17 protein-coding genes are annotated in these 19,101 nt (G+C 66.9%); 12 read left to right on the top strand and 5 right to left on the bottom strand.

The genetic code is table 11. The features are described from left to right. Positions 1-4: 4 nt before the first annotated feature. Together GGR25_RS11105 and GGR25_RS11100 are read right to left on the bottom strand one after the other, a co-directional pair. A complete protein-coding gene (locus GGR25_RS11105; protein ID WP_183398862.1) occupies positions 5-688 on the bottom strand; it encodes a ChrR family anti-sigma-E factor in 684 nt (227 codons plus the stop codon). Next, positions 685-1,263, bottom strand: coding sequence for a sigma-70 family RNA polymerase sigma factor (locus GGR25_RS11100; RefSeq protein WP_343068028.1), 579 nt, complete (start codon positions 1,261-1,263; stop codon positions 685-687). Before GGR25_RS11100 ends, GGR25_RS11105 begins: the two co-directional genes overlap by 4 nt. A 237-nt stretch (positions 1,264-1,500) precedes the next feature. On the opposite strand from GGR25_RS11100, the gene GGR25_RS11095 reads away from it, so the two are divergent. From GGR25_RS11095 to GGR25_RS11085, 3 genes are read left to right on the top strand one after another with little or no spacing between them, the layout of a single operon-like run. Then, complete coding sequence (locus GGR25_RS11095; RefSeq protein ID WP_183398861.1) at positions 1,501-2,850, top strand: NAD(P)/FAD-dependent oxidoreductase; 1,350 nt, start codon at positions 1,501-1,503, stop codon at positions 2,848-2,850. After that, positions 2,847-3,632: a DUF1365 domain-containing protein gene (locus tag GGR25_RS11090; RefSeq protein WP_183398860.1), complete on the top strand. Its 786-nt coding sequence runs from the start codon at positions 2,847-2,849 to the stop codon at positions 3,630-3,632. Before GGR25_RS11095 ends, GGR25_RS11090 begins: the two co-directional genes overlap by 4 nt. A 12-nt stretch (positions 3,633-3,644) precedes the next feature. After that, a complete protein-coding gene (locus GGR25_RS11085) occupies positions 3,645-4,877 on the top strand; it encodes an SAM-dependent methyltransferase (protein WP_183398859.1) in 1,233 nt (410 codons plus the stop codon). 131 nt (positions 4,878-5,008) lie between these two features. Here GGR25_RS11085 and GGR25_RS11080 read toward each other — a convergent pair whose 3' ends face one another. Then, positions 5,009-6,115, bottom strand: coding sequence for an AI-2E family transporter (locus GGR25_RS11080; protein WP_183398858.1), 1,107 nt, complete (start codon positions 6,113-6,115; stop codon positions 5,009-5,011). Positions 6,116-6,334: 219 nt separating this feature from the next. Between GGR25_RS11080 and GGR25_RS11075 the strand changes: the two genes are divergently transcribed. The 3 genes from GGR25_RS11075 to GGR25_RS11065 all read left to right on the top strand — a co-directional run bounded on the left by GGR25_RS11075 (position 6,335) and on the right by GGR25_RS11065 (position 10,334). Next, positions 6,335-7,480 carry an extracellular catalytic domain type 1 short-chain-length polyhydroxyalkanoate depolymerase gene (locus GGR25_RS11075; protein WP_183398857.1) on the top strand — a complete coding sequence of 382 codons (1,146 nt, stop codon included), beginning with the start codon at positions 6,335-6,337 and terminating at the stop codon, positions 7,478-7,480. A 125-nt stretch (positions 7,481-7,605) separates the two neighbouring features. Further along, on the top strand, positions 7,606-8,094 hold the full coding sequence (locus GGR25_RS11070) for a YciE/YciF ferroxidase family protein (protein WP_183398856.1): 489 nt from the start codon (positions 7,606-7,608) through the stop codon (positions 8,092-8,094). Between the two features lie 131 nt (positions 8,095-8,225). Continuing rightward, the gene (locus tag GGR25_RS11065) at positions 8,226-10,334 is read left to right on the top strand and encodes a catalase (RefSeq protein ID WP_210299909.1); all 2,109 of its coding nucleotides are present in this window, start codon (positions 8,226-8,228) and stop codon (positions 10,332-10,334) included. A gap of 100 nt (positions 10,335-10,434) precedes the next feature. On the opposite strand, the gene GGR25_RS11060 is transcribed toward GGR25_RS11065, so the two are convergent. Beyond that, a complete protein-coding gene (locus GGR25_RS11060; protein ID WP_183398854.1) occupies positions 10,435-11,502 on the bottom strand; it encodes an SDR family oxidoreductase in 1,068 nt (355 codons plus the stop codon). Between the two features lie 296 nt (positions 11,503-11,798). Here GGR25_RS11060 and GGR25_RS11055 point away from each other — a divergent pair, with 296 nt between their 5' ends. The 6 genes from GGR25_RS11055 (at position 11,799) to GGR25_RS11030 (ending at position 18,124) form a co-directional block, all read left to right on the top strand. Continuing rightward, positions 11,799-12,659: a sugar phosphate isomerase/epimerase family protein gene (locus GGR25_RS11055; RefSeq protein WP_183398853.1), complete on the top strand. Its 861-nt coding sequence runs from the start codon at positions 11,799-11,801 to the stop codon at positions 12,657-12,659. Positions 12,660-12,684: 25 nt separating this feature from the next. Next, positions 12,685-13,485, top strand: coding sequence for an SDR family NAD(P)-dependent oxidoreductase (locus GGR25_RS11050; protein ID WP_183398852.1), 801 nt, complete (start codon positions 12,685-12,687; stop codon positions 13,483-13,485). 192 nt (positions 13,486-13,677) lie between these two features. Next, entirely contained in the window at positions 13,678-14,706 is a 1,029-nt protein-coding gene (locus GGR25_RS11045) for a sugar ABC transporter substrate-binding protein (RefSeq protein ID WP_183398851.1), read from the top strand. 61 nt (positions 14,707-14,767) lie between these two features. Then, positions 14,768-16,270 carry a sugar ABC transporter ATP-binding protein gene (locus GGR25_RS11040; protein ID WP_183398850.1) on the top strand — a complete coding sequence of 501 codons (1,503 nt, stop codon included), beginning with the start codon at positions 14,768-14,770 and terminating at the stop codon, positions 16,268-16,270. 2 nt (positions 16,271-16,272) lie between these two features. Next, positions 16,273-17,283, top strand: a complete 1,011-nt coding sequence (locus GGR25_RS11035) for an ABC transporter permease (protein ID WP_183398849.1) — start codon at positions 16,273-16,275, stop codon at positions 17,281-17,283. Between the two features lie 37 nt (positions 17,284-17,320). Continuing rightward, positions 17,321-18,124, top strand: coding sequence for an SDR family NAD(P)-dependent oxidoreductase (locus GGR25_RS11030; RefSeq protein ID WP_183398848.1), 804 nt, complete (start codon positions 17,321-17,323; stop codon positions 18,122-18,124). A gap of 86 nt (positions 18,125-18,210) precedes the next feature. Here the strand turns inward: GGR25_RS11030 and GGR25_RS11025 are convergent, their stop codons facing one another. Continuing rightward, positions 18,211-19,089 (bottom strand): NAD(P)-dependent oxidoreductase, encoded by an 879-nt coding sequence (locus tag GGR25_RS11025; protein WP_183398847.1) that lies wholly within the window; start codon positions 19,087-19,089, stop codon positions 18,211-18,213. Positions 19,090-19,101: the final 12 nt, after the last annotated feature.

Genomic DNA, 19,101 nt, shown 5'->3' with positions numbered 1-19,101 from the left:
GCGCCTAGAGACGGACGAAGGGCTGGATCAGGCGCCCGAACGGACCGGTCATCCGCATGCCGCCTTCGAGCGCGGCGAGGCAGATGCACTCGCCGTCCGGGTCGACGATCGGCTGGTGCTCGATATCGTGGTTCATCTCGGTCAGGTCGCCGGGCATGTAGCGACCGAACTCGTCCGTGAACGAACCGACGAGGATCTGCGTGAATTCCGTGCCGAAATGGCCGTGCTCGGGGAGCTTGCGCCCCGGCCCGACCCGCAGCAGCGTCAGCCGCGCTTCCGGATCGTCGGGCATCTTGACGGCGCTGGCGCGCACGCCGATGCCGATCCAGCGCCACGGGCCGATTTCGCAATCGCGCAGCGGCTCGGGCAGCGGAATGCCGCCCGGCAGCGTGGCGGGCGCGCGGCCGGCACGTGGCTTGGCCGCCGGGCGGGCGGTCTTGCCCGCGGCAGCCCGGGTTTCCTCGGCGTCGATGGCGCGCAGGGCGGCGGCGAAGGCATCGGGCGCCATCGGGACCGGCGCCGACTCCTCCAGCAATATGCCGCCGAGCGCCTCGAACTCGGCCACCCGCTCGCGGCACTGGGGGCAGCCGGCCAGATGCGTCGCGACGACCATGGCAGGCCCCGCCGGCAGCGAGCCGGCAGCAAGGCGCATGAGCGATTCGTCGGTCGGGTGGTGTCGAATGGTCATGTCTCGCCTTCCAGCAGCGCGCGCAGCCGGCCGAGGGCCAGGCGCACACGCGATTTGACGGTGCCGAGGGGCAGGCCGAGCTCGCGGGCGATCTCCGAATGCGGCTTGTCGCCGAAGAAGGAGAGGCGCAGCACCATCGCCTGCTCATCGGAAAGGGCCGCCAGCGCCGCACGCACGGTCGACTCGCGCTCGCTCGCCAGCATCAGCGCTTCCCCGGAGGGCGCGGTCTCGATCTCCTCCGGCTCGACCTGCTCGGCCGATGTCGCGACGCGAACCCGCCGCAGATGATCGATCCGCAGATTGCGGGCGATCGTGAAGATCCATGTCGAGGCGCCGGCACGAGCCGGGTCGAACTGCTCGGCCTTGCGCCAGACCGTCAACATCACGTCCTGCGCGATCTCCTCGGCCATGTTCGGCGGCAGGCCGGATTTGCGCAGGAATGCCGTCACGCGCGGCGCAAAATGGCTGTAGAGCGCGGCAAAGGCCTGCCGGTCGCGCTCGACGGCGATGCGGACGATCATGCGCGCCAGCTGCGCGCCATCGGGTGGTCCACCCTCCTGCATCACATGCGTCACCGTCCGCCTCCGCCGAAACGACGGAAGCCGGATGGGCTCTCCTGAGGATATGTGGTCCAGCGGCGCATTCATGCCCCTTCTACGCACCGACCGCGTCGGCGGATCAGTCAGCCGGGCGATCGATTGCGGGGCGATCAAGCACCGGGCGAGACCGCGCCGTCGGGTGATCCATGGCCGAGCCGGCTGCGTACATTAGCCGATACCGCCTCTCCACTCTATTGGCTGGAACGCTCGCAGATGAACATGCGTCAGGACTTCGGACCAGAGCGTCCCATGCGCATCGGCGTGGTCGGTGCGGGCATCTCGGGTCTCTCGGCGGCCTGGCTGCTGTCCCGGCGCCATGACGTCACGCTGTTCGAGACGGAACACCGACTTGGCGGCCACTCCAACACCGTCGATGTGGGCGAGACGCCCGTCGATACCGGCTTCATCGTCTACAACGAAAAGACCTATCCCAACCTCACCGCCCTGTTCGCGCATCTCGGCGTCGCGACGCAGGCATCCAACATGTCGTTCGGCGTGTCGCTCGATGGCGGGCGGCTCGAATATTCGGGGTCCGGGCTCTCCGGCCTGTTCGCGCAGCCGCGGAACCTGGCGTCCCCCCGCTTCGCGTCGATGCTGGCCGATCTGCTGCGGTTCTATCGCCACGCCCGGCGGGACCTGCCCAAGATGGGCCTGGAGAGCCTCGATCACTATCTGGATGCCAACAAATACGGCCAAGCCTTTCGCGACGATCATCTCTATCCGATGGCGGCCGCGATCTGGTCGACGCCGGCCGCCGATGTCGGCGCCTATCCGGCGGCCGCCTTCGTGCGGTTCTGCGAGAATCACGGCCTGCTGCAGCTCACCGACCGGCCGGTCTGGCGCACGGTCGTCGGCGGCAGCCGGAGCTATGTCGCGCGGCTCCGCGAGGATTTCGGCGGCAGGATCAAGACCGGTCGGACGGTGCGCGGCGTGCGCCGCCAGCATGTCGGCGTGACGATCGTCGATGCGGCGGGCGGCGAAAGCTATTTCGACCAGATCGTGATCGCGACGCATGCCGATCAGGCGCTCGCCATGCTGGACCAGCCGACCGGCGCGGAGCGCGACGTGCTCGGCGCCTTCCGCTACAGCCGCAACGACGCGGTTCTGCATTCGGATCCGCGCCTGATGCCGCGCCGGCGCAAGGCGTGGTCGGCGTGGAACTATCTGGCCGACCGTCGGTCCGACACGCAGCTCTGCGTGACCTATTGGATGAACCGGCTGCAGGATATCGCGGGCGAGCAGCAGCTCTTCGTCACGCTCAATCCCTCGATCGATCCCGATCCGGCCACGATCAGCTATTTGACCAGCTATGATCACCCCCTGTTCGATGTGGGCGCCATGGCGGCGCAGGCGCGGCTCTGGTCGCTGCAGGGGGATGGCGGCGTGTGGTTCTGCGGCTCCTATTTCGGCGCCGGCTTCCATGAGGACGGTCTTCAGGCCGGGCTCGCCGTCGCCGAAGCGCTGGGGGGCGTGCGCCGGCCCTGGCGGGTTGCCGACGAATCCGGTCGCATCGGCCTGCCGCAGGGCCGCATCGCGCCTGCGGCGCTGGAACCGGTCCGATGACCGAAACCGCCTCCGCGCTCTATGCCGGCTCGGTGATGCATGTGCGGCTCAAGCCGCGCCGCCACCGCCTCGCCTACCGCATCTTCTCGCTGCTGCTGGACCTCGACGAACTGGAGGCGCTCGATCGGCGGCTGCGTCTCTTCTCGCGCAACCGCTTCAACATCTTCAGCTTCCATGACGGCGACCATGGCGGATACGGCGCCGGGTCGCTCAAGGCGCAGGTCGAAGGGCTGCTCGTCTCGGCCGGGCTGGAGCCAGATGGCGGGCCGGTCAGGCTGCTCGCCATGCCGCGCCTCCTCGGCTACGCGTTCAACCCCATCAGCATCTATTTCTGCCACCGCCGCGACGGCTCGCTGCTCGCCCTGCTCTACGAGGTCAACAACACCTTCGGCCAGCGTCACAGCTACCTGATCCCGGTGACGGACGGCGCCGCATATCCGCTGCGCCAACGGGCCGAGAAGCAGTTCTACGTCTCGCCTTTCATGGACATGGACCTGACCTATGCGTTCCGCATCCGCCCGCCCGGCGAGGAGGTCCATGTCTCGATCCTGGCCAGCGATGCCGAAGGACCGGTGCTGAGCGCCGTCCACCATGCGGCCCGGCGTCCGCTCGACGATGTTCAGCTCGCCCGCGCCTTCGCCGCCTATCCGTTCCTGACGCTGAAGGTGATGGCCGGCATTCACTGGGAGGCGCTGCGGATCTGGATCAAGGGCATCGGCCTTCGACCGCGCCCCGCCGCCCCGGCCACGCCCGTGACCATCTCGCCCTCGCACCGATCCTGAGGACCCCAACGCATGCATATCGACGCCAACGGTCTCGACGATTTCCCCGGCACGCTCGACAAGGGCGGACCGCGCGTCGGGCTGCGCGAGAGGATGCTCGCCGGTCTCGCCAGGCGGATCACGGCGGGCACGCTGACGGTGGTGACGCCGACGGGCCGGCGCATCACGGCGCGCGGAACGACGCCGGGCCCCGAGGCGACGCTGGTCCTGCATCGCTGGCGCGCGCTGCGCCGTCTCGCCACGGGCGGCGGCGTCGCGTTCTCCGATGCCTATATCGCGGGCGACTGGTCGAGTCCGGACCTGCCCGCCTTCATCGAGCTCGCGGCGCGCAACCTGCCTTCCCTCTCGGCGCGGATCGCTGCTCTGCCGCCGATCCGGCTGTGGAATCGGCTGCGCCATGCGCTCAGAACCAACTCCAAGGCGGGCAGCCGGCGCAACATCGCCTTCCACTATGATCTCGGCAATGATTTCTACCGCGCCTGGCTCGACGAGAGCATGTCCTATTCATCCGCCATCTATTCCCGTCCCGCCATGACGCTGGAGGCGGCGCAGCAGGAGAAGCTCGCGCGCATCGCCGCAATGCTGGATGCGACGGAAGGGGACCGCGTGCTTGAGATCGGCTGCGGCTGGGGCGCGCTCGCCGCCTCGCTCGGCCGGCGCGGTCTGGACGTGACGGGGATCACCCTCTCCAAAGAGCAGCTCGCCTATGCGCAGGCGATGATCGGCGCGGAGCCGGCACTGGCGGAGCGCGTCGATCTTCGCCTCCAGGATTATCGCGACGTCAACGAGCGCTACGATCGCGTCGTCTCGATCGAGATGCTGGAAGCCGTGGGCGAAGCCTATTGGCCGACCTATTTCGAGCGGCTCCGCGCCAGCCTCAGGGAAGGCGGCACGGCCGTGCTCCAGGTGATCACCATCGCCGACGACCGCTTCGAGCACTACCGGCGCCACACCGACTTCATCCAGCGCCACATCTTTCCCGGCGGCATGCTGCCGACCAAGGCGCATATCACCGATCACGCCAGCCGCGCGGGTCTCAAACTGGTCGAACGCCAATGCTTCGGCCTGGGCTATGCCCACACCCTCGCCGCATGGCGCGAACGCTTCGTCGCCGCCGAAGCTCAGATGGAGAAGCTCGGCTTCGACGCGAATTTCCGACGGCTCTGGACGTATTATCTCAGCTATTGCGAAGGCGGCTTCCGCGCCGGCGCAATCGACGTCGGGCTCTACAAGCTTCAGGGCTGACGAAGCGCTGTTCGAGCGCCCTCTGCTCAGTCGGTCGCGCCACCGCTATCGGCGGGGACAGCGCCGGCGTCGACCCGATCTCGCGTCCAGTATCGATCGCGAATGGGGTTAGTCGTAGCTGGTCCGTGGGCCTACCCCTCAAGGAAGTGGCCGAGCGGGTTGAGGGGCTTGATGCCGTCGCAGACGATCTTGGTGATGGCGAGCATCGGGACCGCCAGAATGGCGCCCGGGACGCCCCACATCCAGAACCAGAAGATCAGGGAGATGATCACCAGCACGGGATTAAGGGTGAACCGCCGCGCCAGCAGGATCGGAGTGACCATTTCGCCTTCGATGAGGTGGATCAGGAAATAGAGTCCGGCGGGCAAGAGCGCCTGCCAGAGCTGATCCATCGTCAACAGCCCGGCCAGCAGGAAGAGACCGACGCCGGCGAAGGGGCCCATGATGGGCACGTAGTTCAGAAGAAATGCGACACCGCCCCAGAGGATCGGATCGCCAAGCCCGCAGGCCCACATGGCTAGGCCGGTCGCGACGCCAACCCCGGCATTCATCAGCGTGATGGTGACCAGATAGGCGGAGACATTCTCCTCGACCTGCTGCGACAGCTCCACCACGCGGCGCTTGTCGCGGAAGCTCGGGACGATCTCGACCATCCGGCGCAGGAACGTGTCGCCCGAGATCAGCAGAAAGAAGAGGATCAGCAGCATCTCGAAGAAGCCGCTCGCGAAATGCTGCGTTCCCTTGAGCAGCAGTTCCGACGTGGTCGGCCCCGCGGCGGCGACCGCGGCGCCGTCGCCATCGAATTGATGTAGGAATGTCTGCAGCGTCTGGATCGGGCGGCTGAGAAAGCGAAGCCGCTCCTCGAGCTTGGCGATGCCACCCGGCAGCTTGGCTGCCCAGGCCGCCGCGGGCCCCGACATGGCGGCGCCCACCGCCACGATGACGGCGAAGATCGAGATGATCAGCAGCAGCGCCGAGAGGCTGCGCGGGATGCGGAGCTTTTCGAGGAACCGCATGCCCGGCTGCAGCAAGAGCTTCAGCACGAGGGCCAGCACGATCGGGAGAATGATGTCGGCAGCCAGATAGGCGACGACCAGGACTGCGATGACGAGAAGGCAGACCAGCACGAGCAGCTTCAGATCCGACGTCAGCGGCCCCCTTTCCCCGGCGAGATCAGGCGGTTCCAGAGGGACCGTTTCGGCGGCAGGGACTTCAAACTTGATGAGCGGATCTGACATCTCAGCCTGCAGGCAAGGCGCGTCCGGCGGGAGCCATGCGCACGACGACGCTTCTCAACGACGAACGCAGCATTTCGATCCGCATGATCGCAGAATCTTCGTTTCCGCCACACCGCTCGTCGGATGCGAAAGACTCATTGTGCACTGCAGCAACGAAAGGGGCGACCATGCGTTTAACCGGCAGCATCGGCGCATCCGCCGTTGGCACAAGGAGACGTCATGCGGAAGCTCTCGGACACCCTCGCGCGGCTTTCCGCTTTGCGGTCGGTCCATCATCAGGCGGCAGCGCCGGGAATTGTCGATCGCCTCGCCGATCTGACCGGTTTCGGAACCAATCCCGGCGCCCTGCGCGCCCGGACCTATGTGCCGCCTCAGCTGCCACGTCATGCGCCGCTGGTCGTCGTGCTGCATGGCTGCACGCAGTCCGCCGCCGCCTATGACCATGGCTCCGGCTGGTCGACGCTGGCCGACGCGCAGGGCTTCGCCCTGCTGTTCCCCGAACAGACGCGGTCCAACAACACCAATCTCTGCTTCAACTGGTTCGAGCCGGCGGATACGGGGCGCGGATCGGGCGAGGCGCTGTCGATCCGGCAGATGATCGCGAGAATGGTCGAAGATCACGGCATCGACGAGGAGCGGATCTTTATCACCGGCCTCTCCGCTGGCGGCGCCATGACATCGGTGATGCTCGCGACCTATCCCGAACTCTTTGCCGGCGGCGCCATCATCGCCGGTTTGCCCTATGACGTCGCGGCGACCGTGCCGGAGGCGTTCGACCGCATGCGCGGTCATGGCGGTCCTTCGGGCCCAGAGCTCGCGCAGCGGGTGCTGGACGCCTCAGATCATGCCGGTCCGTGGCCGACGGTCTCCGTCTGGCATGGCAATGCCGACCAGACCGTGAGCGTCGCCAATGCCGATGCGATCCTGGAGCAGTGGCGCGGCGTGCACGGTTTGCCGGCTCATTCGAGCGAGACGAGCTTGGTGGATGGCCATATGCGGCGACGCTGGGGCGATCGGCTGGAGCTCTACCTCATCAGCGGCATGGGCCATGGCACGCCGCTGCAGACGAGGGGCGGCGACGGGCTCGGTCATGCCGGACCCTTCATGCTGGATCAGGGGATTTCCTCGACGCGGCACATCGCCCGGTCCTGGTCCATCGTGGCCGCTTCCGATACGGCCGTTGCGCGCGCCAATGACGATCGCCCGCTCGAAGCGAGCGAGTTCGTGCATTCGACGGAAATGCCGCCGGCCGCCGAGCGGTTCGAACCGCGGCCGCAGCGCCCGGCGACACCGTCCGGCGCCAGCACCGATCCGATCCGGTCCGTGATCGAGACAGCGCTGCGGCAGGCCGGTCTGATGAAGTAGCTCATGAGCCGGCGCGCACTTGGGGGTGGAACCAATCCCCGACCACCCGGTTGACTGGCACGAGGGCGCGCCATCGACACATGTCGGCCGCTATAGACCCTGACCCCCATTGAAGGAAGAAATCCATGGCTGACAAAGACCTGAAGGCTTTGCTCGTGCACACGATCAAGGATGTCTATTTCGCCGAGCACGCCATCCTGAAGGCATTGCCCAAGATGGCTGCCGCCGCGACCTCGCCCAAGCTCAAGGCCGCGTTCGAAACCCATCTCACCCAGACCGAAGGCCAGGTGAAGCGGCTCGACGCCGTGTTCAAGTCTCTGGGCGTCAAGGCGGAATCGGTTCCGTGCGAAGCGATCAAGGGCATTCTGAAGGAAGGCGACGAGGTCGCGGCGGAATTCAAGGGCAACAGCGCCCTCGATGCCGGGCTCGTGGCGGCGGCGCAGGCCGTGGAGCACTATGAGATCGCCCGCTATGGCGCCTTGCAGGCCTGGGCCAACGAACTCGGCCTCAACGACGTCGCGAAGCTCCTCGGCGAGACGCTCGACGAGGAAGAGAAGACCGATCGTCTCCTGACGGATCTCGCGCTGGCTTCCGTGAACGAAGCTGCTGCCTGACATCGGGCGTGCGTCCGTCGTTCCACGCGAACGGCGGATGCTCCATGCCGGCTTCCCGCGGGCTTGCCTCGCCGGGCTCTTCCCTGGCCGCGGGATGCGGCGATCCAGATCGAACCTCCGGGAGTTTCACCATGGCTGATCGCAAGGACAAGGCACCGGGGCGCGAGGGACCGGACGCAGCGGCGCTGCGCGGGAATGGCGGGGAACTGCATCAGACCGAGGCAGCGCCCGAGCGGCGGCTGACGACCAATCACGGCGTTCCCATCGGCGACAACCAGAACTCGCTCAAGGGCGGCGCGCGCGGACCGAGCCTCCTGGAGGATTTCATCCTCCGCGAGAAGATCCAGCATTTCGATCACGAGCGGATCCCGGAGCGCATCGTTCATGCGCGGGGATCGGCGGCGCACGGCTTCTTCGAGCTGACGCAGTCGCTCGACGGGTTCACACGCGCCAAAATCCTCACCGAGGTCGGCGAAAAGACGGAGGTCTTCGTCCGCTTTTCGACCGTCGCCGGCGGCGCCGGATCCGTCGATACGCCGCGGGACGTGCGCGGCTTCGCGGTCAAGTTCTATACGAAGGAGGGCAATTGGGACCTCGTCGGCAACGACATCCCGGTGTTCTTCATCCAGGATGCGATCAAGTTTCCCGATCTCATTCACGCCGTGAAGATGGAGGCCGACCGCGGCTATCCGCAGGCGGCGAGCGCACATGACACGTTCTGGGATCTCATCGGCCTGATGCCGGAATCGACCCACATGGTTATGTGGGCGATGTCGGATCGCGGCATTCCGCGCTCCCTGCGCATGATCGAAGGCTTCGGCGTCAATACGTTCCGCCTGCTGAACGACCGCGACGAGGCCGTCTTCGTCAAGTTCCACTGGCGGCCGAAGCTCGGCCTCCAATCGACCTGCTGGGACGAGGCGGTGAAGATCGCCGGAGCCGATCCGGACTATCATCGCCGCGACCTGTATGAGGCCATCGCGGCGGGCGATTTTCCCGAATGGGAATTCGGCGTCCAGATCGTGACGGCCGAAGAGGCCGACGCGCTGCCGTTCGATATTCTCGATGCGACCAAGCTGATCCCGGAAGAGCTGGTCCCGATCCGCTTCATCGGGCGCCTGGTGCTCGACCGCAACCCGGACAATTTCTTCGCCGAGACAGAACAGGTCGCCTTCCTGCCGACCAACATGCCGCCGGGCATCGACGTGTCCGAAGATCCCCTGCTGCAGGGCAGGCTGTTCTCCTATCAGGACACGCAGCTCTCGCGGCTCGGCACCGTGAATTTCCATCAGCTTCCGATCAACCGGGCCAAGGGCTGCCCATTCCAGAACTTCCAGCGCGACGGCCACATGCAGACTGCGGTTCCGACCGGCCGCGCCAATTACGAGCCCAACAGCCTGGCGAGCGAGGGCGAGATCGGCGGACCGCGCGAGGATCCGGCTGGCGGCTTCCGCACCTTCGGGCTGGCGCTGGACGGCCCCAAGACGCGGCTGCGGCCGGAGAGCTTCGCCGATCATTATTCGCAGGCGCGGATGTTCTATCGGTCGCAGACCGCGATCGAACAGGCGCATATCGCCAGCGCCATCGTCTTTGAACTGTCGAAGGTGACGCTCGCTGCGGTGCGGCTGCGGATGATCGCCAATCTGCGCAATGTCGACGAGGATCTGGCGACACGGGTCGCCAAGGGGCTGAATGTCGAGCTCCCTGAGGCGTCGGAACCTGCCGCTCCGCCGCAGGATATGGCGCCCTCGCCGGCGCTGCGCATCATCGGCAAATACCCGCCCTCGCTGAAGGGGAGGACTGTGGCGATCCTGGTGACCGATGGTGCCGACGGCGCCATTGTCGAGGAGGTCCGCCACGCCGTCGAATCGGCCGGCGGTTCCGTGAAGATCGTCGCGCCCCGGATCGGCGGCGTCACGCTCGCAAATGGCGCGCTGCTGCCCGCCGATGGCCAGCTCGCGGGCTCGCCCTCGGTCCTCTTCGACGCGGTCGCACTGATCGTCTCGGAGAGCGGCTGCGCCGAACTCGTAAAGGACAGCGCGGCGGTCGATTTCGTGCAGGACGCCTTCGTGCATCTCAAGGCGATCGGCCATGTTCCCGCGGCAGCCGCGCTGCTCGACAAGGCCGGCGTCACTGCGGACGAGCTGATCCTCGATGTGACGAAATCCGGCAAGGACTTCGCCACGGCAGCAGCGACCCGGCAATGGGACCGCGAACCTCAGGTGCGCAGTCTGGCCTGAGACGTTCCCTGATCGCGGATACCCGGCCGCGATCGGGATCTTCCGGATGCGCGACGGCCGCGGCGGTCTGCGCACACCCGGCTTCGGTAGCACGAGGCGCCTAGGGGATCAGGCCGTCGCTGCGCAGTTGCGCGAAAAGGTCGGTGAACGAGAGCTCGGTCGTCTGGAAGACCGTGAACCCCGCGCGCCGGCTCTTGCTCATGTCGGTCATGACCTCGAGCGGGCGGGAGAGGTCGAGATCCGTGTGCCAGGGCGAGGCGAGACGGTCGAAGCGGAATTCCTTGAGCTTGTGGCGCGCCGCGATTCGCTCCCAGATCTCCGCGCCGTCGGCGAGTTCCGCCTCGAGCGGATGGATTTCGCCGTCGAAGCCCGCCCACTCGACGCCGAACCAAGCGGCGAGGCGCGGCCAGAGCCAGCTCCAGCGGAAATAGTCGCCATTGACGACGTTGAAGGCCTCGTTCTGCGCCGCGATCGAACCGGTGGCCCAGACCAGATGTTTGGCGAGGACGCGGGCGTCGGTGACGTCGCTCAGCCCCTCCCATTGCGCCCGCGATCCGGGCCAGCGGAACGGCCGGCCTGTCTCCCTGCAGATCGAGGCATAGACCGCGAGCGTCGTTCCCATGTTCATCGCATTGCCGACCGCCTTGCCGATGACCGTATGGGGGCGCTGGATCGTCCAGGTGAAGCCGTCACGCGCGGCTGCGGCGAACACGGCGTCCTCCTGGGCATAGTAGAAATTGGGGAGATCGAGGCGCGGCTGCTCCTCGCGCAGCGGCGTCTCCGGCTTGAGACCTGAACTCACATAGGCGTCGAACGGCCCGAGATAGTGCTTCAGGCCGGTTACGAGATCGACGTGGCGAACGCTGCGCTTGGGCGCCAGCGCATCGAGCACGTGGCGCACCATCGCGCTGTTCGCGGCGATGTTCTCCGCCTCCGTGGCACGGCGCGTCCATGTCGTGAAGAAGACATGGGTCGGCGCGATCGTCTCCAGCGCAGCTTCGACGCTGGTGGCGTCCAGAAGGTTCGCCCCTACGGGGATGACGCCATCGCCCATGTCCGCCGCGCTCCGGGACAGGCCATAGACCTGCCAGCCGCCGCGAATCAGCTCGCGCGCCGTGTGGCCGCCCGTGATCCCGCTGGCACCGACGACAAGTGCTCGTCCCTGCATGTCTTCCTCCATCCCGCCGTTCGCATGAGAAGCACAGGTTATCGACTGCGACGCCCCGGCTGCGAATGCAGCATAGGCGAGGCGGACGGCCCGGCGAGGCCGCGGCTTGACCAGAATGAGAATTCTTCGCCGGCAATCGCGACGGGAGAAATGTCCATCCTGAAAATTCTACCGATTGCCTGCGAGCCATCGCACCCGGACACTCGGGTGGCGGAGCCGCATCGTCGAGGGGTGCCGGCTGCCGCACCATCCAGACACAGTGCTTTCGGATGGCAGACGTCGGGAGGAGACAGGCATTGAACAAGATCGAATTGCTGGCGGCCTATTGGACGATCGCCGGCGACCGCATTCCCATGGGCCCCACGGAAGTCAGTCCGTTCTCGCTGCGCGAACGCGCCGAGGCCGCGGCGGAGGCCGGATATAAGGGGCTGGGCCTCGTCTATCAGGACATTGAGGCCAACAAGGCCCTGATGGGCCTCGACGGCATCCGCCAGATCCTCGACGACAACGGCCTGCCCCATGTGGAAGTCGAGTTCCTGGGCGACTGGTTCGAGGCTGGCGAGAAGAAACGCGCATCCGACAAGGTCCGCGGCGATCTGCTCGAGGCGGCCGCGGTCCTCGGCGCGCGCGACGTGAAGATCGCACCACAGATGTGGTCGGAGACCATCGACATTGCGCACTATGCCGCGGCGTTCGCGGATGTCTGCGACGCGGCCGCCGCGATCGGCACCAATGTGGCGATCGAGGTCCTGCCCTTCACCAATATACGCGACCTGAAGACGGCGCGGGCCGTCGTGGAAGGCGCAGGACGCGCCAATGGCGGCTTGTGCATCGACATCTGGCATATGGAGCGCGGCGGCATCGACTTCGGCGAAGTCGCCGCTCTGCCGGTGGGCTATCTGAAGTCGGTCGAGCTGAACGATGCCAGGGCGGAGATCGTGCCGGGCGGCCTCTGGGAGGACACGATCAACGAACGGGTCCTGTGCGGCGAGGGTTCCTTCGACGTGCGCGGCTTCATCAAGGCGATCCAGGCCACCGGCTTCGACGATTTCTGGTCGGTCGAGCTGCTCGGGCGCGAGCATCGCCTGCTGCCACTGCGCGAGCAGGCCAAGCGGTCGTTCGATACGACCATGGCGATGTTCGAGCCGGCTGCCTAAAGACAATTCAACGAGGGAGGACAAGATGGAAACAGGACTGGCCGGCAAGACGGTCGTCATCACCGGCTCGGCGATGGGGATCGGGCGCGCGACGGCGCTTGCCTTTGCGCGTGAGGGCGCCCGCGTGGCGTTGGTCGATCGCGACGGCGACGCCTGCGAGGGTGTCGCCGGAGAGATCCGGAGCCTCGGCAGCGAGGCGAGCATCGGGCTTGGCGACCTCAGCACCGATGCGGGTGTCAGGACGGCGATCACCGCCGCGCTCAAGCCCTTCGGCGGCGCGCCGGACGTACTGGTCAACAATGTCGGATCGGGCGCCGTTCGTACCTTCGACGAGCTGACCGACGAGGACTGGGACAAGACGCTCCAGCTCAATTTCATGAGCTATGTCCGCGCCACCCGCCTGCTGCTGCCGGCGATGCGCGAGCGCGGCGGGGCGATCATCAACAATGCGTCCGACCTCGCGCGCCAGCCCGAACCGGTTCCCGTCGACTACAGCGCGTCGAAGGCGGCGGTTCTCGCACTCACCAAGGGTCTGGCCCGGGCCGAGGCGCCCAAGATCCGCGTCAACGCGGTCGCGCCAGGACCGATCTGGACGCCCTTCTGGTCGAAGCCGGGCGGCTTCGCGGAGACGATGGGCAAGTTCCACAAGATGCCGCCCAAGGAGGCGGTGGAGCATGAGATGAGCCTTCGGCAACTGCCGCTCGCACGCCTCGGCGAGCCGGAGGAGGTGGCGAATGTCGTCGTCTTCCTCGCCTCCGATCGGGCATCCTTCGTCACGGCAGCCGTCTGGGGCGTGGACGGCGGCTCGATCCGCAGCATCATCTGAACCAGCGGCCACAACCGCTGATGGACCCGCCGCTTCGTCAGGCGGCGGGCCTTTCTTCGGGACAGCCATTCAGAGCGCCCGGCGAGGCGCAAAGTCTCATATTGAGCATCATGCGCGTTGAATGAGGGGCGCAGGACCGAAAAACTCTGCCCATCGGCGCATGAGGAAAGACGCCGGTAAGGGAGGAACATCATGAAGAAGCTCTCGGGCATCTCGGCCCGTCATATCGCCATGGCTGCCTGCGCGGCTACCATGCTCGCCTCGGGCGGCGCCCTCGCCGCCGATGCGCCGAAGCTCGGCTATTCCGCGCCCTTCCTGACCGATCCCTTCCAGGCGATCATGGCCAACCAGACACTGGCCGCGGCCAAGGCAGCCGGTATGGAGACGCTTCCGGCGACCAACGCCAATGGCGATGCCGCCAAGCAAGCCTCCGACGTGCGCAACCTCATTTCCGCCGGCGCCAACGTCCTCATCATCAACCCCACCGACAGCCAGGCCATCGCGCCCGTCCTCGCGCTCGCCGAGGAGAAGAAGGTACCGGCCGTGCTCATCGACATCGCGCCCGCCAAGGGCAAGGCGGCGATGATCGTCCGGGCCGACAACAAGGGCATCGGCGCGAAGGCCTGCGAGGCCGTCGGCGCGGCCATCGGCGGCAAGGGCAAGGTGCTGTCGCTGATGGGCGACCAAGCGACGACCAATGGGCGCGACCGCACGACCGGCTTCAACGAATGCATGAAGGCCAAATTCCCCGCGGTCGAGATCATCGAGAAGCCGACGAACTGGAAGGCCGACCGGGCCACATCCGCCGCGCAGACCGTCGTCACGACGACCCCCGACCTCGCCGCGATCTACATGCAGAGCGACTCTGTGATGCTCGCCGGCGTGCTCAATGTCCTGAAGTCATCCGGCAAGCTGACCAAGGTCGGCGAGCCGAACCACATCTTCCTCGCCACGGTCGATGGAACGCCCTACGCGCTCGAGCAGATTCGCGATGGCCTGCTCGACGTGGCCGTCGCGCAGCCGCTCGACCTCTACGCCCGTTACGGCACCGCCTATGCCAAGGCCGCGCTGGAGGGCAAGACCTTCTCGGCCGGCCCGACGGACCATGGTAGCGAGATCGTGACGGTCGGCGACAACCTGATGGACTATCTGCCGGCGACGGTCGTGACCAAGGACAATGCCAGCGATCCGAACCTCTGGGGCAACCAGGCCGCGAAATAGGCCCGGCGCGGAGGGGCCGACGGCCCCTCCTAACCACCGACCCGAATAGCCAGGTATCGCCATGACAGCCATCGCCCCCGGTTTTGCCGCCGAGGCCCACGGCGTCGTGAAGCGCTTCGGACCGATCGAGGTGCTGCACGGCGTCGATATCGCCATCCCCGTGGGGGATGCGCGCGCCATCGTCGGCCGCAACGGCGCCGGCAAGTCGACCCTGGTCAGTCTGCTGACCGGAATTCACAGTCCGAACGCGGGCGAGATTCGCCTCGCCGGCCAGCCTGCGCCGGCGCAGGGCGATCGCCGCGCCTGGCGCGAGCGCGTCGCTTGCGTGTATCAGCGCTGGATGGTGATCCCCCATCTGACCGTCGCGGAAAACCTGCTGCTCAACAACCAGCCCGCACGGGCCGGCCTGGTCAGCTGGCGCAGCGTTCGCGACCGCGCCATGGCGGCGCTGGCGGATTGGGAGCTCGATGTTTCACCCGATCTCGAAGCCTGGCGGCTGACCGTCGAGCAGCGCCAGATCGTCGAGATCGCGCGTGCCCTGCTCCAGGGCAGCCGGTTCATCATCCTTGACGAACCGACCGCCGAGCTCGAGCGCAAGGAAGTCAACCGCCTGTTCGATCGCATCCGCGCCCTGCAGGATGCCGGCGTCACCTTCCTCTACATCTCCCATCATCTCGAAGAGATCTACGAGATCTGCCGCACCGTCACGGTGATGCGCGACGGCGATGTGGTCGCCGATGCGCCGCTGGACGAGCTGCCGCGTGACGCGCTCGTCGCCGCGATGGTCGGGCCCGGCGTCGCGACCGGCCGTCGCCAGTCCCGTCCCGTATCCGACGCGCCCGTGAAGACAGGCCTGGAGATCCGCGACCTCGCCCTCGGCGACGACATCGAGGGGTTCAACCTCTCGGTTGCGGCCGGCGAATGTGTCGGGCTTGCCGGCCTCGCCGGTTCGGGCAAGGACCGCATCGCCGAAGCGGTTGCCGGCCTCGCGGTCCCGAAAGCCGGAACGATCTCGATCTTCGGCCAGCCGGCCCCGCTCGGCAGCGTTGCCGCGATGCGTGCGGCCGGCGTCGGCTATGTCGCGCGGGATCGCCATGTCCGCGGCCTGTTTCCGCAAATGTCCGTCGGCGAGAACCTTGTGACGACGATCCTGGAGCGGCTCGGCCGGCTCGGGCTGATCTCGTCGGCGAAGCAGGCCGCTACGGTCAACGACCAGATACGCACCCTCGGCATCGTCGCGACCTCGGGAGAGCAGCGGATCAGCGAGCTTTCGGGCGGCAACCAGCAGAAGGCGATGGTCGGACGGGCACTCGCCTCGAGCCCGCGCGTCCTGGTGCTCGACGCACCGACGCAAGGCGTCGACGTCGCCTCCAAGGAAGCGCTCTACGGCATCATAGACGCTGCGAAGGCGCGCGGCATGGCGGTCCTGCTCGTCTCTGACGATCTCGACGAATTGTCGATCTGCGACCGCGTCGCCGTCATCTTCCGCGGTCGCATCACACGAAGCTTCGCAAGAGACTGGAAGGAACACGACATGGTCGCGGCCATTGAGGGATTGTACTGAACATGTCCAGCGTCTCCCAGAACACCGCCCCCATGCGCCGTTCGTCCTTTGCTTCGCGGATGAAGCTGCGCGATCTCGTTCTGATCCCGGTCATCGGCCTGGTGATGATCATCGGCAGCTTCGTGAGCCCGTCCTTCCTGTTGCCGGAGAACCTGCTCAACGTTCTCCAGCAATCGTCCGAGCTCTCGATCCTGGTCATCGCGCAGTCGCTGATCCTCATCTGCGGCAAGTTCGACCTGTCGCTCGAATCGACCGTCGGCCTCGCGCCCATGCTCGCCGCCTGGCTGATGATCTCGGACACGTCGATCGGCGGCTCGGGCATCGGCATCAACGGCTATGCCGGCATCGGCGTGGCGCTGCTGACCGGCCTCGTAGTCGGCCTGATCAACGGGCTCCTCGTCGTCAAGCTGCGCCTCAACGCCTTCATCACCACGCTGGCGATGCTCATCCTGCTGCGCGGCATGACGCTGGGCATCACCAATGGCCAGACGCTGTTCGACCTGCCGGAGCCGTTCCTCTATCTCGGCACGGCCAAGTGGGCGGGCGTCCCGGCGTCGATCTGGATCGCCGGCGTCCTGTTCCTGCTGTTCGGTCTCTTCATGCGCTACCACCGCACCGGCCGCGCGATCTATGCGATCGGCGGCAATGCCGAGGCGGCGCGCGTAGCCGGCATCCCAGTCGAGCGGATCACGATCGGCGTCTTCGTGGTCGGCAGCCTGCTCGCCGCGCTGGCCGGACTCCTCCTGACGGGGCGGATCGCGTCCGTCATGGCCGGCCAGGGCCAGAACATGATCTTCTACGTCTTCGCGGCGGCGGTCATCGGCGGGATCAGCCTCAATGGCGGCCAGGGCCGCATGATCGGGGCGCTCACCGGCGTGCTGCTGCTCGGCCTGCTGCAGAACGTCCTGACGCTCTCCTCGGTCGCGGCGTTCTGGATCGACGCCTGCTATGGCGCGATCATCCTGCTCGCCCTCATCGTGACGCGCCTCACCGGCGACGCGCCGCAGAACTGAGCGGCCTCGCAGACAAGCCATCGAGAAGGAACCCTCCATGTCCACGACACCGACCTTCGCGCTCACGCTGCCCCGCACCGTCGTGGTGACGGGCGCCGCATCGGGCCTCGGTCATGAGCTGTGCCGGATCCTGCTCGCATGCGGCGTCGAGACCATCGGCGTCGACCGCGCCCCGGCGCTCGAAGAGCTGCGCCAGGACAATCGCTACGCCCACGTCACCGGCAGCGTCTCCGACCCGGCAACCTGGGAGGAGGTCAACGCGCTGATCGATCGCTCGGGTTCGCAATCAATCGGCCTCGTCACGGCGGCCGCCATCCTCGACGTCGGCTCGATCCTCGAAACGAGCAGCGAGATGCTCATGCGCACGCTCGAGGTGAACGTCGTCGGCACCGCCCTGGCGATCAAGTCGCTGCTCCCGCGAATGATCGACAATGGCGGCGGCCCGATCGTCGCCATCGGCTCCGTCTCCGGCTCTTTCGGTGAACAGCAGCTCGCGGCCTATTCGTCGTCCAAGGCGGCAGTGCGGGGCCTCGCCCGGACGATCGCGATGGACCATGCGCGCCAGGGCATCCGCGTCAACGTGCTGAGCCCCGGCCCCATGATGGCCGGCCTCTTCAAGCGGCATCTCGAATCCGCCGCCGACAGCGCCAAGTTCCTCGCGACGCGAGCGAATCGCCAGCCGGCCGGCCATATCCTCGATCCGGCGGAGGTCGCGCAGGCTGCGGTCTTCCTGCTATCGGGACAGTCGAGCGCGTTCATCGGCGCCGATCTGATGGCGGATGGCGGGCTCTCCACGAGCTTCGACTTCCGTACCGGCGCCGAAGGCACCTCCATCGGCTGAACCGGCCGGCCGAAGGCACATAAGAAAAGGGCCCGACGCTGTCGGGCCCTTTTTTCATTGATGGCGGGAGGGATGGCCGCCGGCGGTCAGTCCTCGAGGCCGGCCAGCTCGGCGAGTTCCCTCACCAGGACGAAGAAGTCGCGCTCGCCATGGCCGCGGAGATAGGCGGCTTCGAATTGCTGGCGGATCTGCGCGGTCAGGGGCAGCGGCGCATGGTGCGCCCGGCCGACATCGAGTGCGATGTCGAAATCCTTCATCATCTGCGACAGCTCGAAGGCGGGATCGTAGCGGCCCTCAAGGATCATGGCGCGCTTGTACTCGATCAGCGGCGACGTCACCGCGCTCTTGCCAAACACATCGAGGGCGTCGGCAAGGCTGATACCGCCTCGCCGCGACAGGGTGAGCGCCTCGGCGAGCAGCGCCGACGTGGCGCCGACCATGGCGTTGAGCGCCAGCTTCATGAAGCGGGCCTGCTCGTCGGCCCCGAGATAGAACCGCGTCCGCGTGAAGGCCTCGAACAAGGGCAGCAGCCGATCGTACGTATCCCGCGGTCCCGACACCATGACGGTGAGCGCGCCCGCTGCCGCCGTTGCCGTGGAACCTGATACCGGCGCGCGCAGATAGGAGACGCCGCCCGCCGCCATCTGCTCGGCGACACGCGCGGAGGCCTCGGGGGAGACGGTGCTGGTGTCGATATAGACCTGCCCCGCCCGAACGTGGCGGGCGAGCCCGGCTTCCCCCAGCACCGTCTGAAGCAGCGCTGGGTCGTCTGGAATGGCGGAGATGATCACGTCGCTCGCCGCCGCCAACGCCGCCATGTCCCCGACATGCGCGTATCCGGCCGCCTCGGCGCGCGCGGCACCAGCGCTGTGCCTGGCAAGGACGGTCACACTGTTCCCTGCCTCCGCGATCCGCTTCGACATCGGAAGGCCCATCTTGCCCAGCCCGATCCATCCGATTCTCATGGTCTCTCCTTC

The sequence above is a fragment of the Kaistia hirudinis genome, assembly GCF_014196455.1.
GTDB lineage: Bacteria > Pseudomonadota > Alphaproteobacteria > Rhizobiales > Kaistiaceae > Kaistia > Kaistia hirudinis.
This window is presented reverse-complemented; position numbering and strand designations above follow the sequence as displayed.

Excerpts from the sequence above, each read along its gene's own strand:
- GGR25_RS11105 (WP_183398862.1), bottom strand. The coding sequence starts at position 688 with ATGACCATTCGACACCACCCGACCGACGAATCGCTCATGCGCCTTGCT.
- GGR25_RS11095 (WP_183398861.1), top strand. The coding sequence starts at position 1,501 with ATGAACATGCGTCAGGACTTCGGACCAGAGCGTCCCATGCGCATCGGC.
- GGR25_RS11090 (WP_183398860.1), top strand. The coding sequence starts at position 2,847 with ATGACCGAAACCGCCTCCGCGCTCTATGCCGGCTCGGTGATGCATGTG.
- GGR25_RS11085 (WP_183398859.1), top strand. The coding sequence starts at position 3,645 with ATGCATATCGACGCCAACGGTCTCGACGATTTCCCCGGCACGCTCGAC.
- GGR25_RS11080 (WP_183398858.1), bottom strand. The coding sequence starts at position 6,115 with ATGTCAGATCCGCTCATCAAGTTTGAAGTCCCTGCCGCCGAAACGGTC.
- GGR25_RS11075 (WP_183398857.1), top strand. The coding sequence starts at position 6,335 with ATGCGGAAGCTCTCGGACACCCTCGCGCGGCTTTCCGCTTTGCGGTCG.
- GGR25_RS11070 (WP_183398856.1), top strand. The coding sequence starts at position 7,606 with ATGGCTGACAAAGACCTGAAGGCTTTGCTCGTGCACACGATCAAGGAT.
- GGR25_RS11065 (WP_210299909.1), top strand. The coding sequence starts at position 8,226 with ATGGCTGATCGCAAGGACAAGGCACCGGGGCGCGAGGGACCGGACGCA.
- GGR25_RS11060 (WP_183398854.1), bottom strand. The coding sequence starts at position 11,502 with ATGCAGGGACGAGCACTTGTCGTCGGTGCCAGCGGGATCACGGGCGGC.
- GGR25_RS11050 (WP_183398852.1), top strand. The coding sequence starts at position 12,685 with ATGGAAACAGGACTGGCCGGCAAGACGGTCGTCATCACCGGCTCGGCG.
- GGR25_RS11045 (WP_183398851.1), top strand. The coding sequence starts at position 13,678 with ATGAAGAAGCTCTCGGGCATCTCGGCCCGTCATATCGCCATGGCTGCC.
- GGR25_RS11040 (WP_183398850.1), top strand. The coding sequence starts at position 14,768 with ATGACAGCCATCGCCCCCGGTTTTGCCGCCGAGGCCCACGGCGTCGTG.
- GGR25_RS11035 (WP_183398849.1), top strand. The coding sequence starts at position 16,273 with ATGTCCAGCGTCTCCCAGAACACCGCCCCCATGCGCCGTTCGTCCTTT.
- GGR25_RS11030 (WP_183398848.1), top strand. The coding sequence starts at position 17,321 with ATGTCCACGACACCGACCTTCGCGCTCACGCTGCCCCGCACCGTCGTG.
- GGR25_RS11025 (WP_183398847.1), bottom strand. The coding sequence starts at position 19,089 with ATGAGAATCGGATGGATCGGGCTGGGCAAGATGGGCCTTCCGATGTCG.